Annotated in this window: 18 protein-coding genes; 2 read left to right on the top strand and 16 right to left on the bottom strand. The window is 43.5% G+C overall.

The window, feature by feature from the left end; genetic code table 11:
* Nucleotides 1-53: 53 nt before the first annotated feature.
* From ASU00_RS01615 to rpsU, 3 genes are all read right to left on the bottom strand, one after another.
* Nucleotides 54-1,328 (bottom strand): NfeD family protein, encoded by a 1,275-nt coding sequence (locus ASU00_RS01615; protein WP_082630105.1) that lies wholly within the window; start codon nucleotides 1,326-1,328, stop codon nucleotides 54-56.
* A gap of 344 nt (nucleotides 1,329-1,672) precedes the next feature.
* Nucleotides 1,673-2,116, bottom strand: coding sequence for a GatB/YqeY domain-containing protein (locus ASU00_RS01610; RefSeq protein ID WP_057911690.1), 444 nt, complete (start codon nucleotides 2,114-2,116; stop codon nucleotides 1,673-1,675).
* A 14-nt stretch (nucleotides 2,117-2,130) separates the two neighbouring features.
* The gene (rpsU, locus tag ASU00_RS01605; RefSeq protein ID WP_028391853.1) at nucleotides 2,131-2,304 is read right to left on the bottom strand and encodes a 30S ribosomal protein S21; all 174 of its coding nucleotides are present in this window, start codon (nucleotides 2,302-2,304) and stop codon (nucleotides 2,131-2,133) included.
* 236 nt (nucleotides 2,305-2,540) lie between these two features.
* Between rpsU and ASU00_RS01600 the strand changes: the two genes are divergently transcribed.
* Entirely contained in the window at nucleotides 2,541-3,473 is a 933-nt protein-coding gene (locus ASU00_RS01600) for a Na/Pi symporter (RefSeq protein WP_057911689.1), read from the top strand.
* A 309-nt stretch (nucleotides 3,474-3,782) separates the two neighbouring features.
* On the opposite strand, the gene deoC is transcribed toward ASU00_RS01600, so the two are convergent.
* The 13 genes from deoC to gpr all read right to left on the bottom strand — a co-directional run bounded on the left by deoC (nucleotide 3,783) and on the right by gpr (nucleotide 18,933).
* Entirely contained in the window at nucleotides 3,783-4,454 is a 672-nt protein-coding gene (gene deoC / locus ASU00_RS01595; RefSeq protein WP_057911688.1) for a deoxyribose-phosphate aldolase, read from the bottom strand.
* Nucleotides 4,455-4,609: 155 nt separating this feature from the next.
* Nucleotides 4,610-5,947, bottom strand: coding sequence for a tRNA (N(6)-L-threonylcarbamoyladenosine(37)-C(2))-methylthiotransferase MtaB (gene mtaB, locus ASU00_RS01590; RefSeq protein ID WP_057911687.1), 1,338 nt, complete (start codon nucleotides 5,945-5,947; stop codon nucleotides 4,610-4,612).
* A gap of 6 nt (nucleotides 5,948-5,953) precedes the next feature.
* Complete coding sequence (locus tag ASU00_RS01585; protein ID WP_057911686.1) at nucleotides 5,954-6,706, bottom strand: 16S rRNA (uracil(1498)-N(3))-methyltransferase; 753 nt, start codon at nucleotides 6,704-6,706, stop codon at nucleotides 5,954-5,956.
* A gap of 130 nt (nucleotides 6,707-6,836) precedes the next feature.
* The gene (prmA, locus tag ASU00_RS01580) at nucleotides 6,837-7,778 is read right to left on the bottom strand and encodes a 50S ribosomal protein L11 methyltransferase (RefSeq protein ID WP_057911685.1); all 942 of its coding nucleotides are present in this window, start codon (nucleotides 7,776-7,778) and stop codon (nucleotides 6,837-6,839) included.
* 36 nt (nucleotides 7,779-7,814) lie between these two features.
* On the bottom strand, nucleotides 7,815-8,933 hold the full coding sequence (gene dnaJ, locus ASU00_RS01575; protein WP_057911684.1) for a molecular chaperone DnaJ: 1,119 nt from the start codon (nucleotides 8,931-8,933) through the stop codon (nucleotides 7,815-7,817).
* A 281-nt stretch (nucleotides 8,934-9,214) separates the two neighbouring features.
* Complete coding sequence (dnaK, locus tag ASU00_RS01570; protein ID WP_057911683.1) at nucleotides 9,215-11,050, bottom strand: molecular chaperone DnaK; 1,836 nt, start codon at nucleotides 11,048-11,050, stop codon at nucleotides 9,215-9,217.
* Nucleotides 11,051-11,086: 36 nt separating this feature from the next.
* Nucleotides 11,087-11,677 carry a nucleotide exchange factor GrpE gene (grpE, locus tag ASU00_RS01565; protein WP_057911682.1) on the bottom strand — a complete coding sequence of 197 codons (591 nt, stop codon included), beginning with the start codon at nucleotides 11,675-11,677 and terminating at the stop codon, nucleotides 11,087-11,089.
* A gap of 100 nt (nucleotides 11,678-11,777) precedes the next feature.
* Nucleotides 11,778-12,806 carry a heat-inducible transcriptional repressor HrcA gene (hrcA, locus tag ASU00_RS01560; RefSeq protein ID WP_057911681.1) on the bottom strand — a complete coding sequence of 343 codons (1,029 nt, stop codon included), beginning with the start codon at nucleotides 12,804-12,806 and terminating at the stop codon, nucleotides 11,778-11,780.
* Between the two features lie 125 nt (nucleotides 12,807-12,931).
* Nucleotides 12,932-14,083 carry a radical SAM family heme chaperone HemW gene (hemW, locus tag ASU00_RS01555; protein ID WP_057911680.1) on the bottom strand — a complete coding sequence of 384 codons (1,152 nt, stop codon included), beginning with the start codon at nucleotides 14,081-14,083 and terminating at the stop codon, nucleotides 12,932-12,934.
* Between the two features lie 88 nt (nucleotides 14,084-14,171).
* Nucleotides 14,172-16,007, bottom strand: a complete 1,836-nt coding sequence (gene lepA, locus ASU00_RS01550; RefSeq protein ID WP_057911679.1) for a translation elongation factor 4 — start codon at nucleotides 16,005-16,007, stop codon at nucleotides 14,172-14,174.
* A gap of 178 nt (nucleotides 16,008-16,185) precedes the next feature.
* Nucleotides 16,186-16,509 carry a YqxA family protein gene (locus ASU00_RS01545; RefSeq protein WP_057911678.1) on the bottom strand — a complete coding sequence of 108 codons (324 nt, stop codon included), beginning with the start codon at nucleotides 16,507-16,509 and terminating at the stop codon, nucleotides 16,186-16,188.
* Nucleotides 16,510-16,529: 20 nt separating this feature from the next.
* Entirely contained in the window at nucleotides 16,530-17,729 is a 1,200-nt protein-coding gene (gene spoIIP / locus ASU00_RS01540; protein WP_057911677.1) for a stage II sporulation protein P, read from the bottom strand.
* Nucleotides 17,730-17,814: 85 nt separating this feature from the next.
* Nucleotides 17,815-18,933, bottom strand: coding sequence for a GPR endopeptidase (gene gpr, locus ASU00_RS01535; protein ID WP_057911676.1), 1,119 nt, complete (start codon nucleotides 18,931-18,933; stop codon nucleotides 17,815-17,817).
* 275 nt (nucleotides 18,934-19,208) lie between these two features.
* Here gpr and rpsT point away from each other — a divergent pair, with 275 nt between their 5' ends.
* The gene (gene rpsT, locus ASU00_RS01530; RefSeq protein WP_057911675.1) at nucleotides 19,209-19,475 is read left to right on the top strand and encodes a 30S ribosomal protein S20; all 267 of its coding nucleotides are present in this window, start codon (nucleotides 19,209-19,211) and stop codon (nucleotides 19,473-19,475) included.
* Nucleotides 19,476-20,149: the final 674 nt, after the last annotated feature.

Raw genomic sequence — 20,149 nt, 5'->3', positions numbered from 1 at the left:
CCGTTCCTGATGTTATCACGTAAGAATTCATCCTTCCTGTGTCCTTTAATTTTTTAGTTCGAATCCGGAATGTCCCGGACGACTACTCTAGATCCTTCAACCTTAACGATGATGAGTGACGAATCTTTCGAAATGAAGCTTCCTTCGGTCACGACATCCACTCTTTCATCGTTGATCAAAGCAGTTCCTGAAGGCCGTAAATCTGTAAGCGCCTTCCCTTTTACACCTAATAAATCGAATCGATTCGGATTGCTAACATAGCCTTGCTCCGTTTTTGTTGCATCGGTTAAAATCATTTTTTTGAAAAATTTCATTTGTTTTCCAAACACCTTTACAAGTAGGATGAATGCCAAAATGGATACGGTGACCGCAATAAGCAGGGATATCGTCATATGGACCGGATCATCTGTAGCGAGGAATAAACTCCCCACAATTGCCGTCAATCCGAACAGGCCAATAATTCCCCCTGGGATGAAAAATTCCGCCAGCACGAGAATGACCCCGATGATGAACATCGCCAACGATTCGTACCCCGTTATGCCTGCGACCAGATGTCCATAAAAGAACAATACAAGACTGGAAACTCCAATGACTCCCGGAATGCCAAAGCCAGGCGAAAACAATTCAATCACAATCCCGATGCCCGCAATCGTCAATAAGATTGGGACGACAATCGGATTGGTCAAGAAACGGGCAAGTTTTTCAGGAAAGCTTTCTTCGATCGTTCGGATTTCTGCATCCTCAACTCCAAGTTTGCTGTACAGCTCCGCTTTTCCCGAGACTATGCCTTCACTGTAGCCAGCCTTTCTAGCTTGTTCTGCCGTAAATGTGAGCAGCTTCCCTTTTCCAGCGCCATATTCGGGAAGGTCTATGTCCTCATCAGCCATCGCCTGCGCAAATTTCGGATCGCGTCCATTTTGCTCGGCAGCCGTCTTCATTGCCGCCAACCAATATGATTGTGCTTTCTTGCTAGCAGCGTTCCCCGTTGAATCAATCACGGCTGCTGAACCCATCGTAGCACTTGGGACCATATAGATTTCATCTGCACTCAGGGCGATATAGGCACCCGCAGACAAAGCCCGATTATTGACATAGGCAACGGTTTTAACAGAAGTATCCGATAGCAACTTGGCTATCTCCCCCGCTGCATCGACAGCACCGCCAGGAGTGTTCACCTCGAAAATGACAAGGTCTGCATCAGCTGCTTCAGCAGTGTTCAGCGCGCGCTCCAAAAAAGCCGAAAGTCCCTTTTCCACCGTTTCTTCAATCGGAACATGATAAACGATTTTCTCTTTTGCAGAAACCGCAGGGTCCCCAAGAGATGACATGGTGAACAGCAATCCTAATAAGAATACAGATATACAACGCCAAATTTTCAGACAGAGCCCCCCTTTTCCGTATTAAACGCTGTTAACCCCGCCAATTCCCGGCAGGATCCTTACCAGTCGAATTTCTGTCTGCAACCAAATGCGGAATAAGGATACACGTACCCACCCTTTACTCTGTTCTTTAGTTATTACGTATGTATATGAAAAAGGTTTCAAAAAAACAAATAAAATTGTAAATGAAGATACTCATCCTCCGTTACAATAATATACGCATAAACATCGTGAAATACACAAAAACCACAGGCAATTGCCTGCGGTTAGGTTTCGAGTTTTAAGTTTCGAGTTCAAGATAGGTGCTGTAGTACTAATTTGTTAACTAGAGAACCATCTGCTTTACCTTTAACTTTAGGCATTAAAGCTCCCATAACTCTCCCCATATCTGCTTTGGATGTTGCATTGACTTCTTTGATCGTCTCTTTGACGATGTTGGAAATCTCTTCTTCTGAAAGTTGCTCAGGCATATATGCCTCTACGTATACTAGTTCGGTGCGGACTTTATCCACGAGATCGGAACGACCTGCGTTTTCAAACTCCTGGAGGGAGTCTTTGCGTTGTTTTAATTCGCGAGAGAGCACTGTCAATTCTTCATTATCTGTTAAATCTTGTCTCAGCTTAAGAGCTTCGTTTTGGATAGAAGCTTTCAGCATACGAATAACAGATAGTTTGTCCTTTTCCTTGTTCTTCATCGCTTGTTTCATATCATTATTTAAACGCTCGAGAAGACTCATCTTTCCACCCTCTCTTAGAATTTACGTTTTCTTGCAGCTTCAGACTTTTTCTTACGTTTCACGCTTGGTTTTTCATAAAATTCACGCTTCCTAGCTTCCTGAAGCGATCCTGCTTTAGATACAGTACGTTTGAAACGACGAAGAGCATCTTCAAGCGATTCGTTTTTACGAACGACGGTTTTAGACATCTCTTTCCCTCCCTCCGAAAACAACACACTAACTCAAGTTGTCAACATGTTATACATGTACTAAACAATTATAATATATCATCTTAATCAGGTCAACCAATATAATCAAACTTATTTTGATTATTTCCATGTTCTCTTCAGGATTTTTCGCTAAACGTTAAATCCACTAAAAAAGTAACCCTTTTTAAAGCATGTCTCCCCATAATCGTCCATAAGCTTAATGAGAGGTGAAAATCATGTATGAGCTATTTTTATTCCTATTATTTATTGGGATATTTCTTGCAGGAATGTCAGTTTTGCGAATCGGCCTGTTCAATCTGTCAGGTGCCGCATTAAAGACATTCCTCTCAAAGGTAACGGATAAGCCTTGGAAAGGTTTTATCGCCGGAACCGTATTTACCGGCATCCTGCAGAGCAGCTCGGCAGTCATGGTCATGACGGTAGGCCTCGTTTCTGCTGGAAGTTTAACGTTCCCGCAAACAATCGGGATTATTCTTGGAACGAATATCGGCTCCACTCTCACGGCAGAGTTCATGAGCTTCACTTTAGATCAATGGATCATCCCCGGCGTCATTTGCGGAGCACTCCTATGCTTCATGCCAAGCGTATTATCGAGAAGCTTAGGGTTGTCACTCATCGGCATCTCAGCCATCTTTGCGGCGATGGGCGGGTTCAAAGCGCTTTCGACACCGATTGCCGCCTACCCATCCATCCAAACCCTCATCCATTACATAGAAGCGCATATGAGTTATGCCCTATTAGCGGGAATCGCGTTAACGGCACTCATCCACTCCAGTTCTGTAACCATCGGGATAGCCATGAGCTTTTTGATGAATGGGGAACTATCCGTCTATTCCGCCATCGTCATTATGCTCGGTTCCAATATAGGCACATGCATCACCGGATACATGGCCAGCATCGGTTCCGGCAGACAAGCTGCTTTTACTGCCTATGCCCATATTTGGCTTAATGTCCTCGGAGTTGCCGCTTTCCTTCCCTTTGTCGATATCCTGGAACGAACGGCTGCCTTTTTCACTGAAAACAAAGCGACACAACTCGCACACGCAAGCGTCATTTTCAACATCTTGACTTCGCTGGCAGTCTTGCCAGTCGCACGGCAATTCTCCACCCTCATTCTTTGGGTGCATAGGGCTCATATAAAAAAATAAAGGGCTTTTTTAAAAGACATTGGCTTTGGGAACAATTTCAGCGGTTTGCTCGTGAGTTTCGATTTACTCCTTAAGGTTCCGCGCTTTCGCGTAATTAAGGAACTAGTACTTATGCATTTTCATGACTCTCACTCAGATTTGCTGGTTTACTCGCGAGTTTAAATACTCTAGTCACGAGTTTAGTGTTTTTTTAATATCTTACAGTGGAGAGCTTTATCTTGGACAAGAATAAAACAAGCGCAGTCAGACGTGGTGGAAAAAGGGCAATAAAAAAAAGCGGAGAAAAAATATTCTCCGCCTTTTTAAAAATCAATAATCAGAATCAGCCGTTAAGCCTTTTACGATAGAGACACCGGCACTGGCACCAATTCTTGTTGCTCCTGCTTCCATTACATTCTGAGCGTCAGTCGTGTTACGGACTCCGCCAGATGCTTTGACACCGATATCAGGTCCAACCGTTTTTCTCATTAGGGCGATGTCTTCGACAGTTGCTCCTCCAGTCGAGAAACCAGTTGAAGTTTTCACATAATCCGTTCCCGCTTTTACAGCCAATTCGCAAGCGCGGACTTTTTCTTCCTCAGTCAATAATGAGGTTTCTATGATCACTTTTGATAGGGCCTTACCAGTGGATGCCGCCACTACAGCACGGATATCCCGCTCTACCAATTCATCATCCTTGTCCTTCAATGCCCCGATGTTGATGACCATATCGACTTCATGAGCGCCATTGGAGATGGCGTCTTTCGTTTCGAACGCTTTCGTTTCCGTGGTGGTTGCACCTAGAGGGAACCCGATAACCGTACACACTTTCACTTCTGAACCTTCCAATAGTTCGCTTGCATATTTCACCCATGTCGGATTCACGCAAACGGAAGCAAAATTATACTCGCGCGCTTCTTCGCATAATACCTTTATTTGTTCTTTCGTTGCATCTGCTTTTAATAACGTGTGGTCAATTAAACCTGCTACATTTTGTGACATTTTATTATCCTCCTCAAAACATACTGTTACTAGTTGTACGTACCTCTCATAATACCATAGTTTGGCCAATTTGACGATATATATAGTCTTTACCCGAATGGTCAAAGAAAACACATAAAATCGGGGATTAAAAAAAGACAGCGTAATCCGCTGTCTTACAAATTTGATGCTTGCTGCAACGGAAAATCTTTCACAACCGTCACAAACTGACCTTCACTATGAGGATAGCCAGACTTGGTAATCTTCACTTTTACGATTTCGCCGACCATTTCCTCGGTAGCCGGGAAGACGATTTTCATGTAATTATCGGAATAACCTTCATAAAGGCCATTTTCCAACTTCGTTTCAGGAATGACTTCAAGGACATCCCCCTCGAAACGGGAAGCATACTCTTTTGCCAGCTGATCCGACAAAGCGATAAGACGGTGGACGCGTTCGTTTTTGACCTCTTCATCCACTTGATCTTCCATTCGTGCAGCCGGTGTACCTGTACGTTTTGAATAAGGGAAAACATGAAGCTCGGAGAATTTATATTTTTCGATAAAGGTATACGTCTCCATGAATTCTTCTTCCGTTTCACCCGGGAAGCCAACAATGACATCTGATGTAACAGCAAGGCCAGGAAGTGCAATTTTCAATTTTTCAATGCGATCGCCAAAGAAATCCATCGTATATTTACGTCTCATTCGTTTTAGGACCGTATCGGACCCCGATTGGATCGGAATATGCAAATGACGCACCACTTTCTTGGAGTTCGTCAGCACTTCGATGATTTCATCGGTGATTTGGCTTGCTTCAATGGACGAAATGCGGATGCGCTTGAGCCCATCGACTTGTTCCAAGTCACGAAGAAGCATGGCCAAGTTATAGTCCTTCAAGTCATCACCATATCCACCTGTGTGAATCCCGGTCAAAACCAGCTCTTTATATCCTGCCTCGACAAGCTGTTTGGCTTGGTGTACGACTTCCTTTGGATCGCGGGAACGCATCAAGCCACGCGCCCAAGGAATGATGCAGAAAGTGCAGAAGTTATTGCAGCCTTCCTGAATCTTTAGCGAAGCGCGGGTGCGATCTGTAAAAGCGGGTACATCCAGTTCTTCGTAAACGCGGTTTTTCATGATGTTGCCGACTGCATTGATCGGTTCACGCTCTTCCTTGAACTGCTCGATGTAATCTAAAAGTTTGACCCTGTCCTGTGTTCCAACGACAATATCAACACCTGGTATGGCCATGATCTCTGCTGGTGAAGTCTGGGCATAGCACCCGGTTACCGCAATGACGGCATTTGGGTTTTTACGAATGGCACGACGGATAACCTGGCGACTTTTCTTATCGCCCGTGTTAGTCACCGTGCATGTGTTGATGACGTAGACATCTGATGCATGTTCGAACTCAACACGATCATATCCTCCCGTTTTGAATAATTGCCAAATAGCTTCTGTTTCATAATGATTCACTTTACAGCCTAATGTATGGAAAGCGACCGTTGCCATTTTTCATCACCTCAATAGTTCTACATGATAAGAAACAGCGGAAAGTGCATATAAAGGTGCTGTTTCAGTTCGTAATATTCTCGGTCCAAGGCCGCAGGCTACAAAGCCGGCAGCGGACAGTTTTTCAATTTCCTTATCTGCTAGGCCACCTTCAGGACCAAATACGAAAAAAATCGATTGTCCTGCGGTGATATCTTTCAAAACGGAGGCAAGGACTGATGTTTCCCCCCGTTTTGCTTCTTCTTCAAAAGCGATTAATTTATGATCGAAACCGGCAGCGTACCCAGCTAATTGATCTGCCGTCATCGGTTCCTTGATGGCAGGGACGACCGTTCGATGAGATTGCTCAGCTGCCTCTTTTGCTATTTTCTGGAGCCTGTCCACTTTCTTTTCTACCTTTTTGTGGTCCCATTTTACCACCGAACGAGCAGCAATAAAAGGGATAAATTCAGCGGCACCCAGCTCCGTACCCTTCTGAACGATATATTCCAACTTATCCCCTTTAGGCAGACCGCTCGCTATTACCACCCTCACAGGAAGTTCCTTTTCTTCATTCTTCCATTCAATGACAGTTCCTATTACGGCATCATCCGTCAATTCGGAAATTTCCGTGACAGCAGCCATACCGTTTCCCTTCACGGTAATGATTCGTTCTCCCGGCGCCATTCTCATCACCCTGGCGATATGATGAAAGTCATCTCCTGAAATCGTCACCGTGTTTTCCTTGATGTCTCCGTCGTTAAGAAAATATCGTTGCACACCGACACCTACTTCTTTTAGTCTAAAAAACCTTATAGCCATTACCAAGAAAACAAGTTATGCAAAGATTCAAGCTAAAAAAAGGTACCCTGATTATCCGAATAGCCGATAATCAGAGTAACTTTTCTAATTAATCATTCCTTTTGGCGATTATGGCCACCCAATCTTCCATCAAGACCGTTTCCTCAATCGTGAATCCAGATGCCTCGATCGCGTCCTTCACATCTTGCTTTTTCGGCTGAATGATCCCAGATGCTATGAAATATCCACCTGGCTTAACCACTTTCGCTACATCATCGGTAAAGCGCATGATTACTTCGGCAAGGATATTGGCCACGACGACATCGGCTTGTTCATCCACACCATCCAACAAGTTGCCTTGTGAAACAGACACTCTATCTTGAACGTTATTAAGCTCCACATTTTGGGTAGCGGATTGTACAGCCACTTCATCCAAATCAAGGGATTGGATTCGTTTTGCATCCAATAATGCAGCAGCAATGCTCAATACGCCAGAACCGGTTCCAACATCAACGACTAAATCACCAGGTTTTACTGTACGTTCCAGCGCCTGGATGCACATGACCGTCGTCGGGTGTGTGCCTGTTCCGAAGGCCATGCCTGGATCAAGTTCAATGATCAGTTCGTCGCTGCTTACAGGAGTATAATCCTCCCATGTAGGAACGATGGTAAAACGCTCGGAAATCTTTACGGGATTATAATATTTTTTCCAAGCGGTTGCCCACTCTTCTTCATTCACTTCACTGATTGAAACGATATTCTTCCCAAGGTCAATATCAAAAAGAAGGAGATTATTAATTGATTCCTTAATGGCATCAACGGTTTCACCAAGGAAGCTGTTTACGGGCAAGTACGCCTTAATCAATACACCTTCATCCGGATAATCGTCTGGGTTCAAGTGATAGATTTCGCCAAAAACATTTTCACGTTCCTTGACTAATTCTAGAGGATCCTCAATGACAACACCGCTGGCACCCGCCTCATGGAGAATATTCGAAACAGGTTCAACCGCTTCATTCGTTGTTTGGATTGCAAATTCAGACCACTTCATAATCTACCAACTCCCAATTTCTTCTTTTACTTTAATTCACCTATCTTTAAAAGCGCGCTTCACTTTTGAGAAAAAACCGTCCTCTTGTTCATCTATACCTGGTTGACCGCTGATATCACTGAACTCACGAAGCAGGTCCTTTTGTTTTTCCGTCAATTTTTTAGGTGTGACCACCAATACGACAACATGCTGGTCTCCTTGACCATATCCCCTGACATTCGGGACACCTTTGCCTTTTAAACGGAAACGCGTGCTTGTTTGTGTACCGGCAGGAATCTTCAGCTTCACTTTTCCGTGAAGCGTCGGAACTTCTATTTCATCGCCTAATGCTGCCTGGGCAAACGTGACCGGCATTTCACAATAAATGTCATCGCCATCCCGCTCGAAGAATTCATGGCTGCGCACATGGAAGACGACATATAGATCGCCAGCTGGGCCACCATTGATTCCAGGTTCCCCTTGACCGGTTACACGCAGCTGCTGGCCATCATCAATTCCGGCCGGCACCTTGACTTGGATCTTTTTGCGTTTTTGAACTTTTCCATCGCCGCCACATGTTGAACATTTGTGTGGAATGATTTTCCCTGTTCCTTGGCAATGGTGACATGCTCTCCGGTTCACAATCCTCCCGAACGCCGTGTTTTGCTCTACATTCAATTGACCGGTTCCTTGGCAATGTGAACAGTTTTCCACTTTAGTCCCTGGTTTGGCGCCCGAGCCTTTACATGTATCACAGTCCTCTTCACGCGGAATTTCAATTTCGGTATCTTTTCCGAAGGCCGCCTCTTCAAACGAAAGCGTCATCGTATACTGTAAATCTGCTCCTTGACGCGGTGCATTAGGGTCTCTCCTGCGTCCGCCGCCGCCGAAAAAACTACTGAAAATGTCTTCAAAGCCGCCGAAACCGCCGAAGTCCTGACCGCCAAATCCTTGGTTCGGATCAGTATGACCGAATTGATCATAATGGGCCTTTTTTTGTTCGTCACTCAATACTTCGTAAGCTTCCTTAATTTCCTTGAACTTATCCGCAGCATCGTCCGCTTTATTAATATCAGGGTGATATTGTTTGGAGAGCTTGCGATACGCTTTTTTGATTTCATCCTTTGAAGCACTCTTCGAAAGGCCTAACACTTCATAATAATCACGTTTACTCATATCTAAAATCCACTCCCGATTCGATTCACATAAAGGTAATATTATCACTGAACAAAGCTAATAATCAACTAGAAAAGTGCAAACGGCTTTGACACTTTTTTGCAAATGCTATCGCCAGCCCCGATTTGCACACGATTTTTTTCGATAATCGCATGTTTCCCCAAGCGACGGGTATGATTCATTATAAAAAAGCCAAAGTCAAGATAACCTGACTTTGACTTTTCTACAATGACAGGCCGAAAACACTGCCATATATATCAGCGTCCCGGATGGGTCACTTTTTATTTTTTCTCTTCTTCGTTAACTTCTGTGTATTCTGCATCAACGACATTATCGTCTTTTGCACCGGCTTCGCCTGCACCAGCTTCACCAGCTTGTTGGGCTTTTGCCGCTTCTTCATAAAGCTTCATTGTCAAGGCCTGAACGATTTCGTTCAATGCGTCCTTTTTCACGCGGATTTCTTCAAGCTCATTTTTCTCGATTGCAGCTTTCAGTTCATCCTTCGCTTCGTTAGCTTTCGTCACTTCCGCTTCGTCCACTTTTCCTTCTAGGTCTTTAAGCGTTTTTTCCGTTTGGAAGACTAATTGATCCGCTTCATTGCGAAGCTCCACTTCTTCCTTACGTTGCTTATCGCTATCAGCATTTTCTTCCGCTTCGCGTACCATGCGATCGATTTCTTCATCAGAAAGACCTGAAGATGATTTGATCGTGATTGCTTGTTCTTTGTTTGTGCCAAGATCTTTCGCACGAACGTTTACGATACCATTTTTATCGATGTCAAATGTAACTTCAACTTGTGGAACTCCACGTGGTGCCGGTGGAATGTCACTCAATTGGAAACGACCAAGCGTTTTGTTATCTGCTGACATTGGGCGCTCACCTTGAAGAACGTGGATATCAACAGCCGTTTGGTTATCAGCCGCAGTTGAGAATACTTGTGATTTACTTGTTGGAATCGTTGTATTACGGTCGATCAATTTCGTGAATACTCCGCCCATCGTTTCAATTCCAAGTGAAAGTGGAGTTACGTCAAGAAGAACGACGTCTTTAACATCTCCTGTTAATACGCCACCTTGGATTGCAGCACCCATGGCCACTACTTCATCAGGGTTTACGCCTTTGCTTGGTTCTTGACCGATTTCCTTTTTGATTGCTTCTACAACTGCTGGAATACGAGTAGATCCACCAACAAGGATGACTTTATCGATTTCAGAAGCTGATAGGCCTGCATCTTTCATCGCTTGACGAGTAGGTCCCATTGTGCGTTCGACAAGGCTTGAAGAAAGCTCATCGAATTTAGCTCTAGTCAATGTTACATCCAAGTGAAGCGGGCCAGCATCCCCAGCCGTGATGAATGGCAATGAAATTTGTGTGGAAGTTACACCGGAAAGATCTTTTTTCGCTTTTTCAGCTGCATCTTTCAAACGTTGAACGGCCATTTTGTCTTTGGAAAGATCGATTCCATTTTCCTTTTTGAATGCTTCCACTAAGTAATCGATGATCACTTGGTCGAAATCATCTCCACCTAGACGGTTGTCACCAGCAGTGGATTTAACTTCGAATACACCGTCGCCAAGTTCCATGACTGATACGTCAAATGTTCCGCCACCAAGGTCGAAAACAAGGATCGTTTGATCTTCTTCCGTTTTATCCAAACCGTAAGCAAGCGCTGCCGCTGTCGGTTCGTTGATGATACGTTCCACTTCAAGACCGGCAATTTGTCCAGCATCCTTAGTCGCTTGACGTTCTGCATCGTTGAAGTAAGCAGGTACAGTGATGACCGCTTTCGTAACCTTTTCGCCTAGATACTCTTCAGCGTAGGATTTCAAGTATTGAAGAATGATTGCTGAAACTTCCTGAGGGGAGTATTCTTTTCCTTCAATTACTTCTTTATGGTTCGTACCCATATGACGCTTAATGGAGATGATCGTGTTCGGGTTTGTGATGGCTTGACGTTTTGCCACTTCCCCTACTTGTCTTTCTCCATTTTTGAATGCCACTACGGATGGAGTTGTACGGTTTCCTTCTGGATTCGGGATTACTTTTGGTTCCCCGCCTTCAAGTACAGATACACAAGAGTTTGTTGTACCTAAGTCAATACCAATAATCTTGCTCATAGTTTCACTACCTCCCAAAAATTATATGTAATATTCTTATTCGTTCACTTTCACCATTGCAGGGCGAATCACTCGATCCTTAAGGAGATATCCTTTTTGGAATTCCTCAACGACAATGTTAGACCCGAAGTTTTCATCTTGAACTTGCATGACCGCTTGATGCAAACGCGGATCGAATTCTTCACCGACCGAGCTGATCGGCTCGATGCCTTCTTTGGCCAATGCATCTGTAATCGTTTTGTAAACCATTTCCATGCCCGAAAGCAGGGATTTCGTTTGTTCATTTTCCGCTTCGATTTTTGTAGCTCTTTCAAAATTATCAAGAGCTTCCACTAAATCGCCAGCAATACTTTGAACTCTATATTTTTGAGCCGCCTCCATATCAAGCTTGGCACGGCGTCTTGAATTATCAAAATCAGCCTGCAGACGAAGATAACGGTTATCCATTTCTTCGATTTTTGCCTGGAGCTCGGCAATCTTTTGCTGAGCCAATTGAAGCTCATCCTTTTCAACCGAATCCTGGTTTTGCTCCGCTGGAATTTCTTCTTCAGCGAAAACCGCTTCTGCTGCGTTTTCTTCGATTGTTTCATTTTCCAATGTTTGTTCTTCGTTTTTATTTTCTGTCACAATCTCACCTCCCTAAAAGGGTTATACAATTTATGCTAAAGTATTATGCCAGGCAGCGGGATTATGACCCTCCGCCACCTTAACAATATTACCTTTGCTCCTATTTTTGATACAGTTTTGTCATCAGGGTCGTCAAATCCCTCGAGAAAAACGAAAGCAAGCTGATCACCCTCGAATATTCCATCCTCGTTGGACCCAATATGGCTAATGTGCCGACTTGCTCCTGGCCGATTGAGTAGGTTGCCGTTATCAAACTGCAGTCATCGAGCACCGTGTTTTGGTTTTCACGGCCAATCCTGACGTGGATGCCTGTTGGATTTTGGGTAATGAGTTCATAAAACCCTTGTTCCTGTTCAATCATTGATAAAAGTGTGCTTACTTTAGCAATATCATGAAACTCCGGCTGCCTCAGCATATTCGTTTTCCCGCCGAAAAATATTTTTTCGGGTTTTGTATCTGTCAGGGTATCCGCCAGGACCGAAACCATCGATCCATAGTTTTGGATATGGCGGCTCAACAGAACGGCCACTTCCTTATAGATTTTATCTTTCAGGTCTGTTAGCGGAACATCGACCAAACGGGCATTCAATATGTTCACCATCTTTTCGATTTCGTTGATATCGAAAGAAGGAGGTAAGGAAATCATTCGATTTTCCACATGACCTGTATCGGTAATGATGATCGCAATGGCTGTCTCAGGGCTCAAGGGAATGATCTGGATTTTTTTGAGCTTATGTTCATTCACTTTCGGCCCGAGTACAATCGCCGTATAATTCGTCAGTTCTGATAGAATTTTTGCTGACTTCTGAACGATCTTTTCCAGTTCATAAATTCGTTCTACAAAAACGGACTTCAATAATTTCATTTCATTCTTTTTCGGAGCTTGAGGAGAAAGTAAATGATCTACATAATATCTATACCCTTTTTCAGAAGGAATCCGCCCGGAAGATGTATGGGTTTTTTCTAAAAACCCCATTTCTTCAAGATCAGACATTTCGTTTCGGATTGTGGCAGAGCTGAACGTAATTTCATCTTTCTTCGACAAGCTTCGTGACCCGACTGGCTGGGCAGAATGGATAAAATCCTCGATAATCACTTGTAGAATCAATAATTGACGATCAGTTAGCATGTTTGATCACCTCTGTTAGCACTCTGTCTCTCTGAGTGCTAATATACTAATAAATTATCAAATGCAGCCTATGATGTCAATAAAGAAAACCCGCAATTCATCGTGAAAATATTAAAGGATTTCTTTCATTCAAAATCGATGACACCTAAAAATGATTGGAAGACTTCGTTTCCAAGCAGCTTCCCCTTCTCGGTCAAGCGGACGAAGCCGTCCTCGACCAGTAAAAGACCCTTTGCCGCTTCTTCCTCAAGCGGTTTCCGGAAAATCTCTGTCATTTCAGCAGAAAATTTATTCTTGAAGTTTACCAATGAAACGCCTTCCGTTTTTCGGAGCCCCAAAAACATCTCCTCTTCCATTTGTTCATGAAGCGGGACAGGATGTTCCTCCAATACAGGCAGCTGGTTCGCCATCAATGGTGTGATATATTTCTTCACCGGGCCATGATTGGCCACCCTTTTTCCTCCAGTATAACCATGAGCGCCAGCACCAATCCCATAATACTCCACATTATCCCAATAAGTCAGGTTGTGTCGGCTTTCAAAACCCGCTTTGGCAAAATTACTTATTTCATATTGATGGATACCATGCTTCTCCATCTCTTCCATGAGCCTCTCATACATTGACGCCTCGAGCTCCTGCGGCGGCAGATTTAATTTTCCCCTGCGCATCTGATTGTAAAAAACCGTCTTCGGCTCAACGATCAATGAGTAGCTGGAATAGTGCGGCAATTGAAGGGCAAGGGCTTTATCAAGCGTATCCTGAAAATCGGCCATCGTTTGACCAGGCAGTCCGTAAATCAAGTCGATGCTAATATTCGTAAAGCCGACCTCTTGAGCCAACTGAATCGTTTCATACACCTCGGAAGCCCGGTGAGTCCGGCCAATCCGTTTTAATAACTCATCATTGAAGCTTTGCACGCCAAAGCTAAGTCTATTGACACCTGAATCGTATAGAATCTCAAGTTTTTCTCTCGAAAGGTCCCCTGGATTAGCCTCGAAAGTATACTCTGCTTTTTTGGAGTCAAATGGCAAGGTTTCGTTGATTGCTTCACATAGGTATGCGAGCTGTTTTTCATTAAGCGAGGTCGGTGTCCCTCCACCGACGAAAACCGTGTCCAATTCCGTTGTCGGGTACTTGGAAAGCTGCATCACCATTTCTCTTTTCATCATCTGTAAATATTCGTCGACCGGCTGACCTTGCAGGAATACTTTATTAAAATCACAATAATGACAAATATGTTCACAGAACGGTATATGGAGATAGGCGCTTTTAATCATCGTGTTCACAACCTTTAATCGAATGAGTCGATAGAAAAAGAGGCTAGATTTCCTCTACCCTCTTTTCCCTTCTATCGTTTTATTTTCTTTATTTCTTCGGTGTCGTATCATCCATTTTCAAAACAGCCATGAAAGCTTCTTGCGGCACTTCAACGGATCCTACCTGTTTCATCCGCTTTTTACCTTCTTTCTGTTTTTCGAGCAACTTACGTTTACGGGAAATATCGCCGCCGTAACATTTAGCCAATACGTTTTTGCGCATTGCACTAATCGAGGAACGGGCTACGATTTTCTGTCCGATAGCTGCTTGGATCGGCACTTCGAATTGTTGTCTTGGAATCAATTTCTTCAACTTCTCCACAATGACTTTACCGCGTTCATAGGCAAAATCCTTATGAACGATAAAGCTCAATGCATCGACGGTTTCGCCATTAAGCAAGATGTCCATCTTCACAAGCTTGGACGGTTGATAGCCGATTAACTCATAATCGAAAGAAGCATAGCCCCTAGTATTCGATTTCAATTGATCGAAGAAATCATACACGATCTCCGATAATGGTATTTCATAATGAATGCTCACACGCGTTTCATCGATATATTCCATATCAATGAAGTTTCCGCGTTTATTTTGACAAATTTCCATGATTGTTCCGACAAATTCCGTCGGTGCCATCATTGTCGCTTTTACATACGGCTCCTCGACTCGTTCAATCTTTTGTGCGTCAGGCATATTGGATGGGTTATCCACCTTTAGAACTGCACCGTCTGTTTGAACCACATCATATATAACGCTCGGCGCCGTAGTAATCAAATCAATTTTGAATTCACGTTCAATCCGCTCCTGGATGATTTCCATATGAAGAAGTCCAAGGAACCCGCAGCGGAAGCCAAAGCCCAATGCTTGCGATGATTCCGCTTCGAACTGAAGCGCTGAATCGTTCAATTCCAACTTTTCCAAAGCATCCCGAAGATCATTGAATTTCGATGCGTCAATTGGGTATAACCCGCAATACACCATCGGATTCATCTTACGGTAACCTGGAAGCGGTTCTGTCGCGCTATTCACGGCACTTGTAATCGTATCACCAACAGTCGTATCACCTACGTTTTTAATGGCTGCCGTAAGGAAACCTACATCACCGACGTTCAGTTCACCCAAAAGCTGGGTCTTAGGGTTGAAGACACCCAATTCGGTAACATCGAATTCCTTGCCTGTGGACATCATTTTGATTTTGTCGCCCACTTTTATCGAACCTTCGACAACGCGGATATAAGCAACGACTCCGCGGTATGCATCAAACAGTGAATCGAAAATCAGCGCCTTGAAAGGGGCGTCCGGATCTCCCTGTGGTGCTGGAACCAGTTCAACCACCTGCTCCAAAATCTCCTCGATTCCAATTCCCGCTTTAGCCGAAGCCAGAACGGCATCAGAAGCATCCAAGCCGATTACTTCTTCAATTTCTCCACGAACCCTCTCCGGGTCGGCACTTGGCAAGTCGATCTTATTGATGACCGGAATGATTTCCAGATTGTTATCCAAAGCCAAATACACATTTGCCAGCGTTTGGGCTTCAATGCCCTGAGCCGCATCGACAACAAGAACAGCACCTTCACACGCGGCAAGGCTTCTTGAAACCTCATACGTGAAATCGACATGTCCAGGTGTATCAATAAGATGGAAAATATACTCTTCGCCATCTTTCGCATTATATTTCAATTGGATTGCATTCAGCTTAATCGTTATTCCACGCTCGCGCTCTAAATCCATGGAATCCAACAATTGACTCTTCATTTCACGTTGAGTCATGGCGTTCGTTTTTTCAATGATGCGATCCGCCAATGTAGATTTACCATGATCAATATGAGCGATGATGGAAAAGTTACGGATCTTCGATTGTCTTTTTAATTTTTCTTCTCTATTCATGACGTTCACTCCCACTAGTCGACACAATACACTATTTTTTATTATATCAATAGAAAATGCAAGATTCAACAGAATAGTTACAAAAGAAGCATCATTGTAAGGCAAACCATAAAAAAAAGGCATACAAAAGGGGTTCGGAATTTGAAAATCCCGAACCCCTTTTGATATGCTCACTCAACTAAATCATATCTATAAGCGCCTGAAAGGCACCTGAGATGGTGTCACCAAGCGTTTTACCGATCGAGGAGAAAAAATTGAAAGCTTTCATCTCTTCAAGCTTTTCTTTTTTCGTCTCCAAATCATGACTTGTTACCTTTTCGCCAAGAATATCCGCTTCCATTTCCCCTTGGTCCGATTGGTTTATCATGAATGCACTATTCAAGGACGGGTCTTCGTACCCCTTCATTTTCTTCATCCCATCGTTCGCCTGCTGCATCCCAATCAGAACGCCTAAAAATAATACGAGTACAATTCCTGTACATTTCAACCAAAATCGAACCATGATGGAGCTCTCCTTTCCAATTACTGCGCTTCTGATTCCCCGGACGTTTTATCCACAGCCTTGGCATCCCAATAAAGCTCGCTGAAAACATCGGTGAAGGCATCGACAGTTAAATACATTTCCTCGAAGGTATTATCGACTCCGCCAATTTCAATGAGCATGGCATTGCCGGATAAATCCTGATTATATATACCATTATGGGTAGTACCACCCTGTTTCATAAGTCCTCGGGAAAGGCCAGGGTATTTTTTTTCCAGCGCGATATGAAGTTTATTCGCAAGCGCGGCATTTTTTTCATAGTTCGGATTATTACCGCCAATCACGAAGGCGATTTTTGCAAATTGCTTGCCGTTAATCGTAATGGTCGTATCTTTTTTGCGTTTTGAATCACGGTGTATATCAACGAGATATTCCAAATCCTTGTTAGTGGCCAACGCCGTCTGAACAGATTTACGAGATTCTTGATAGGATTTATTGTAATTCAAGCCTTTGTTATTCAAATTGCCCATGATATCGGTTTTATCGAGTGAGGAACCAATTCCTTTATCAGCGAGATCTTCGACCATTCGTTCCCCAAGTTTCGTTATATTGATTTGAGAGTGATAGGCTAGATTCGGATTGGTCACACCCTTTAAGTAAGGAAGATACGATTCCCTGTTGTGGCTATGATAAATCTCGACCACTTTGCGCCCATTGGTCGTTTGATTAGGCTTGCTGACATCCCCTTTTTCCGGTTCTTCGATCTCATCCAGGTTTTGCAGCGATGCATCTCTTTCTTCATTCAATACGTCCACGGGCGGCGACGATTCATACGGCATATTCGTATAATTCGTTCCTTCACCAGCCACGAGAATTTCATTATCAAAAATCGAGAATCCAGGAAGCTCCCGGCCAAGCAAACTCCGCGGATCTTCCAATGATATGTTGGTTGAAACTTTTATCAATTGATCCGTAATCACCGATTCTTGTTTGCCCTCCGGCAATGCGTTAAAAAAATATTGATTTTCATTGGCCATCATCGCGAACAGCATTTTCCCTGAAAATTGATTGGCTACGGTATGTACCGAATTAGAAGATATCCGATACTCCGGTCTCAAGGAAGTCATGACCCCACTGATTGAAAAAACAAAAAGAAGCAAGGCGAGAATACCTAGAAAAGTTTTTATTATTGTTGAACCGTGAACAGCTGTTATGATTCCTGGGGAATTTCTTCTTTTCATCCTTCCACCCTCTCTATAGCTTGTCTATTAATACGTATGACTTTGCTAGAAAGGGTAGAACACCATTTTTGGGCACAAAAATGATTCAGCGGGTGTAGTATCCCGTATTATCTTGATTGATTGATTCATGCAGTGCTGCATTCAACCCATTCGCGATCAGATTGGCCATATCCTCAATGAAAACATCGACTTCTTTCGGTGTAACCATTAAATTTTGACCGAGCGGTGATAGCACTTCATAGATCAATTTCCGTTTCTCGTCATCAGGAAGGACCCCTATCATCCCGAGGAAGGTTTGGCGTTCCTTTTCCCCTGGCATGTCCTCATCGGTCAGCTTTGTACGCTTGCCAAAACTAAATCCTGCAGGTGCCAATGAACGTGAAGGTCTGTCCCCTTCATTCAATTCCTTGCCAAAGTGCTTCAAAATATAATCGATCGTATCACTGGCAATGGATACGGCATCGACGACCGTCGGAATCCCTATCGCTATGACGGGAACTCCCAATGTATCCTGGCTCAGCTCTTTTCGTTTATTCCCGACACCAGAACCTGGATGTATGCCGGTATCGGTGATTTGGATCGTAGAATTAACACGGTCGATCGAGCGGGCAGCCAAGGCATCCACGACAATCAGGAAATCCGGTTTACTTTTCTCGATGACCCCTTTTATGATGTCACTCGTCTCGATTCCCGTAATCCCCATTACACCTGGGGAAATTGCACTGACTGGCCGGTACCCTTCTTTCACGGACTCAGGCTGCAACTCGAACAAATGCCTCGTGACGACAAGATTCTCAATGACTGCAGGTCCCAGAGCATCAGGAGTTACATTCCAATTACCAAGCCCAACGACTAAGCAGCTGCTTTCCTTCGTGATTTTATTCCGTTTCAGGAAGTAAGCCAGTTCATTGGCAAATACTTTCTCCACCCGTTGCTGCGTATCCGTATCCTGTTGGCGGATCCCCTGAACCTCGATGGTCAAATAGCTGCCTTGTTTTTTGCCAATCTCCTTTTCCCCTGCAGCCGTGACCTCCACCAAGGATACCTTCAAGTCATCCACTTCTTTTTCCTTAATGATGACCCCTTCGATATGGGATACATCCACTTCCTCAATGACACCTTTATGTTCAAGGGCAATTTCCTTTGCTTCGATTGCCAAATCCGTCCTAATTCCGTATCCACTAAGGTCCAAATGATTTTCCATAGCGCCCTCCTGCTGTTAGAATTGTAATCCAATCTAGTAATTTCCATAGTCTCTCTTAAACATTCTGTCGTTTTTGCTTTTTTATTATTCATTTTTTTGGTACAATGAAATATGACGAGATGAATTTATTCCTGAAATTATAATTCCTTTTCGATTCTCAATCTGAAGTATTGCATATTCATGAGCAGTCTGATAGAATATCACTTGTGCTATTTGATATGGATTTGAAAAGTCGAGTTCATATAATCTCGATTTCTTTATAGGAGGTGAACGGAATGCCAAACATTAAATCTGCTATTAAACGTGTGAAAACCAACGACAAAAAACGCGTACAAAACATTACAGTTCGATCTACTATGCGTACTACAGTGAAAAACGCTGAAGTTGCATTAGCTGGTGAAAACGTTGAAGCTGCTAAAGAAGCTCTATTAACAGCTGCTGTGAAATTAGACAAAGCTGCATCTAAAGGATTAATCCATAAAAATGCGGCAGCCCGTAAAAAATCTCGTTTAGCGAAAAGACTTAACGCTCTTAACGCATAATGACAAAAAATTAAACGATCCATCCGGATCGTTTTTTTTGTGCCTATTTTTAGAATGAAAAATAAGGTTGCTTCGCTTTCGAATCATCTCATTTTGAACCACTTTTGTTTTCATTTGAACATCCTTACCTCTCTAGTTTTTTCTTTACGAACAATATTCTTTTCCCCCTTTCCGTTTAATCACCCCGTTCCTACATTTGATTGAACGAATAAAGTACCAACCATCCAACAAGGTAGAAAATGATCGACCAAAGCAAAGTTCTGTTCCTCCAATACTTTAGGCACTCACAGATCTAATTTAGTTTTCATCCAAAGTGAATGCAACAGGCTTAGTACAGTAGTCCAAAACGATAGGTAATCAAGATTCCATCTTCGTATTCACGCTGAGTGGAATGAAACGGTCTAAGGTACAAGTTACCCGCGTATTTAGCCATTTTAATCGCGAGCTCGGGTTTTGCATCGAATTTGAGGCCGCTTGTCGTAAACTTTGCGCTTTTCCCACGCAATTGGTGTCGCTTTTCACATACTTTTCGTACCATTACTCGCCGACAATCTGGATTCCATCTGTTCACCCAAAGTGGAATGAAACGAAAGGCGCGGCACTCCTGCGGGAAATGCGTGTCTACGTTACACCCTGCAGGCTAAAAGCCGAGGGATTCACGTACCGTCTCTGGA

This window comes from Peribacillus muralis, assembly GCF_001439925.1.
Lineage (GTDB): Bacteria > Bacillota > Bacilli > Bacillales > DSM-1321 > Peribacillus > Peribacillus muralis.
Note: the sequence above shows the minus strand (reverse complement) of the source record. Positions and strands in the feature narration are given on the sequence as shown.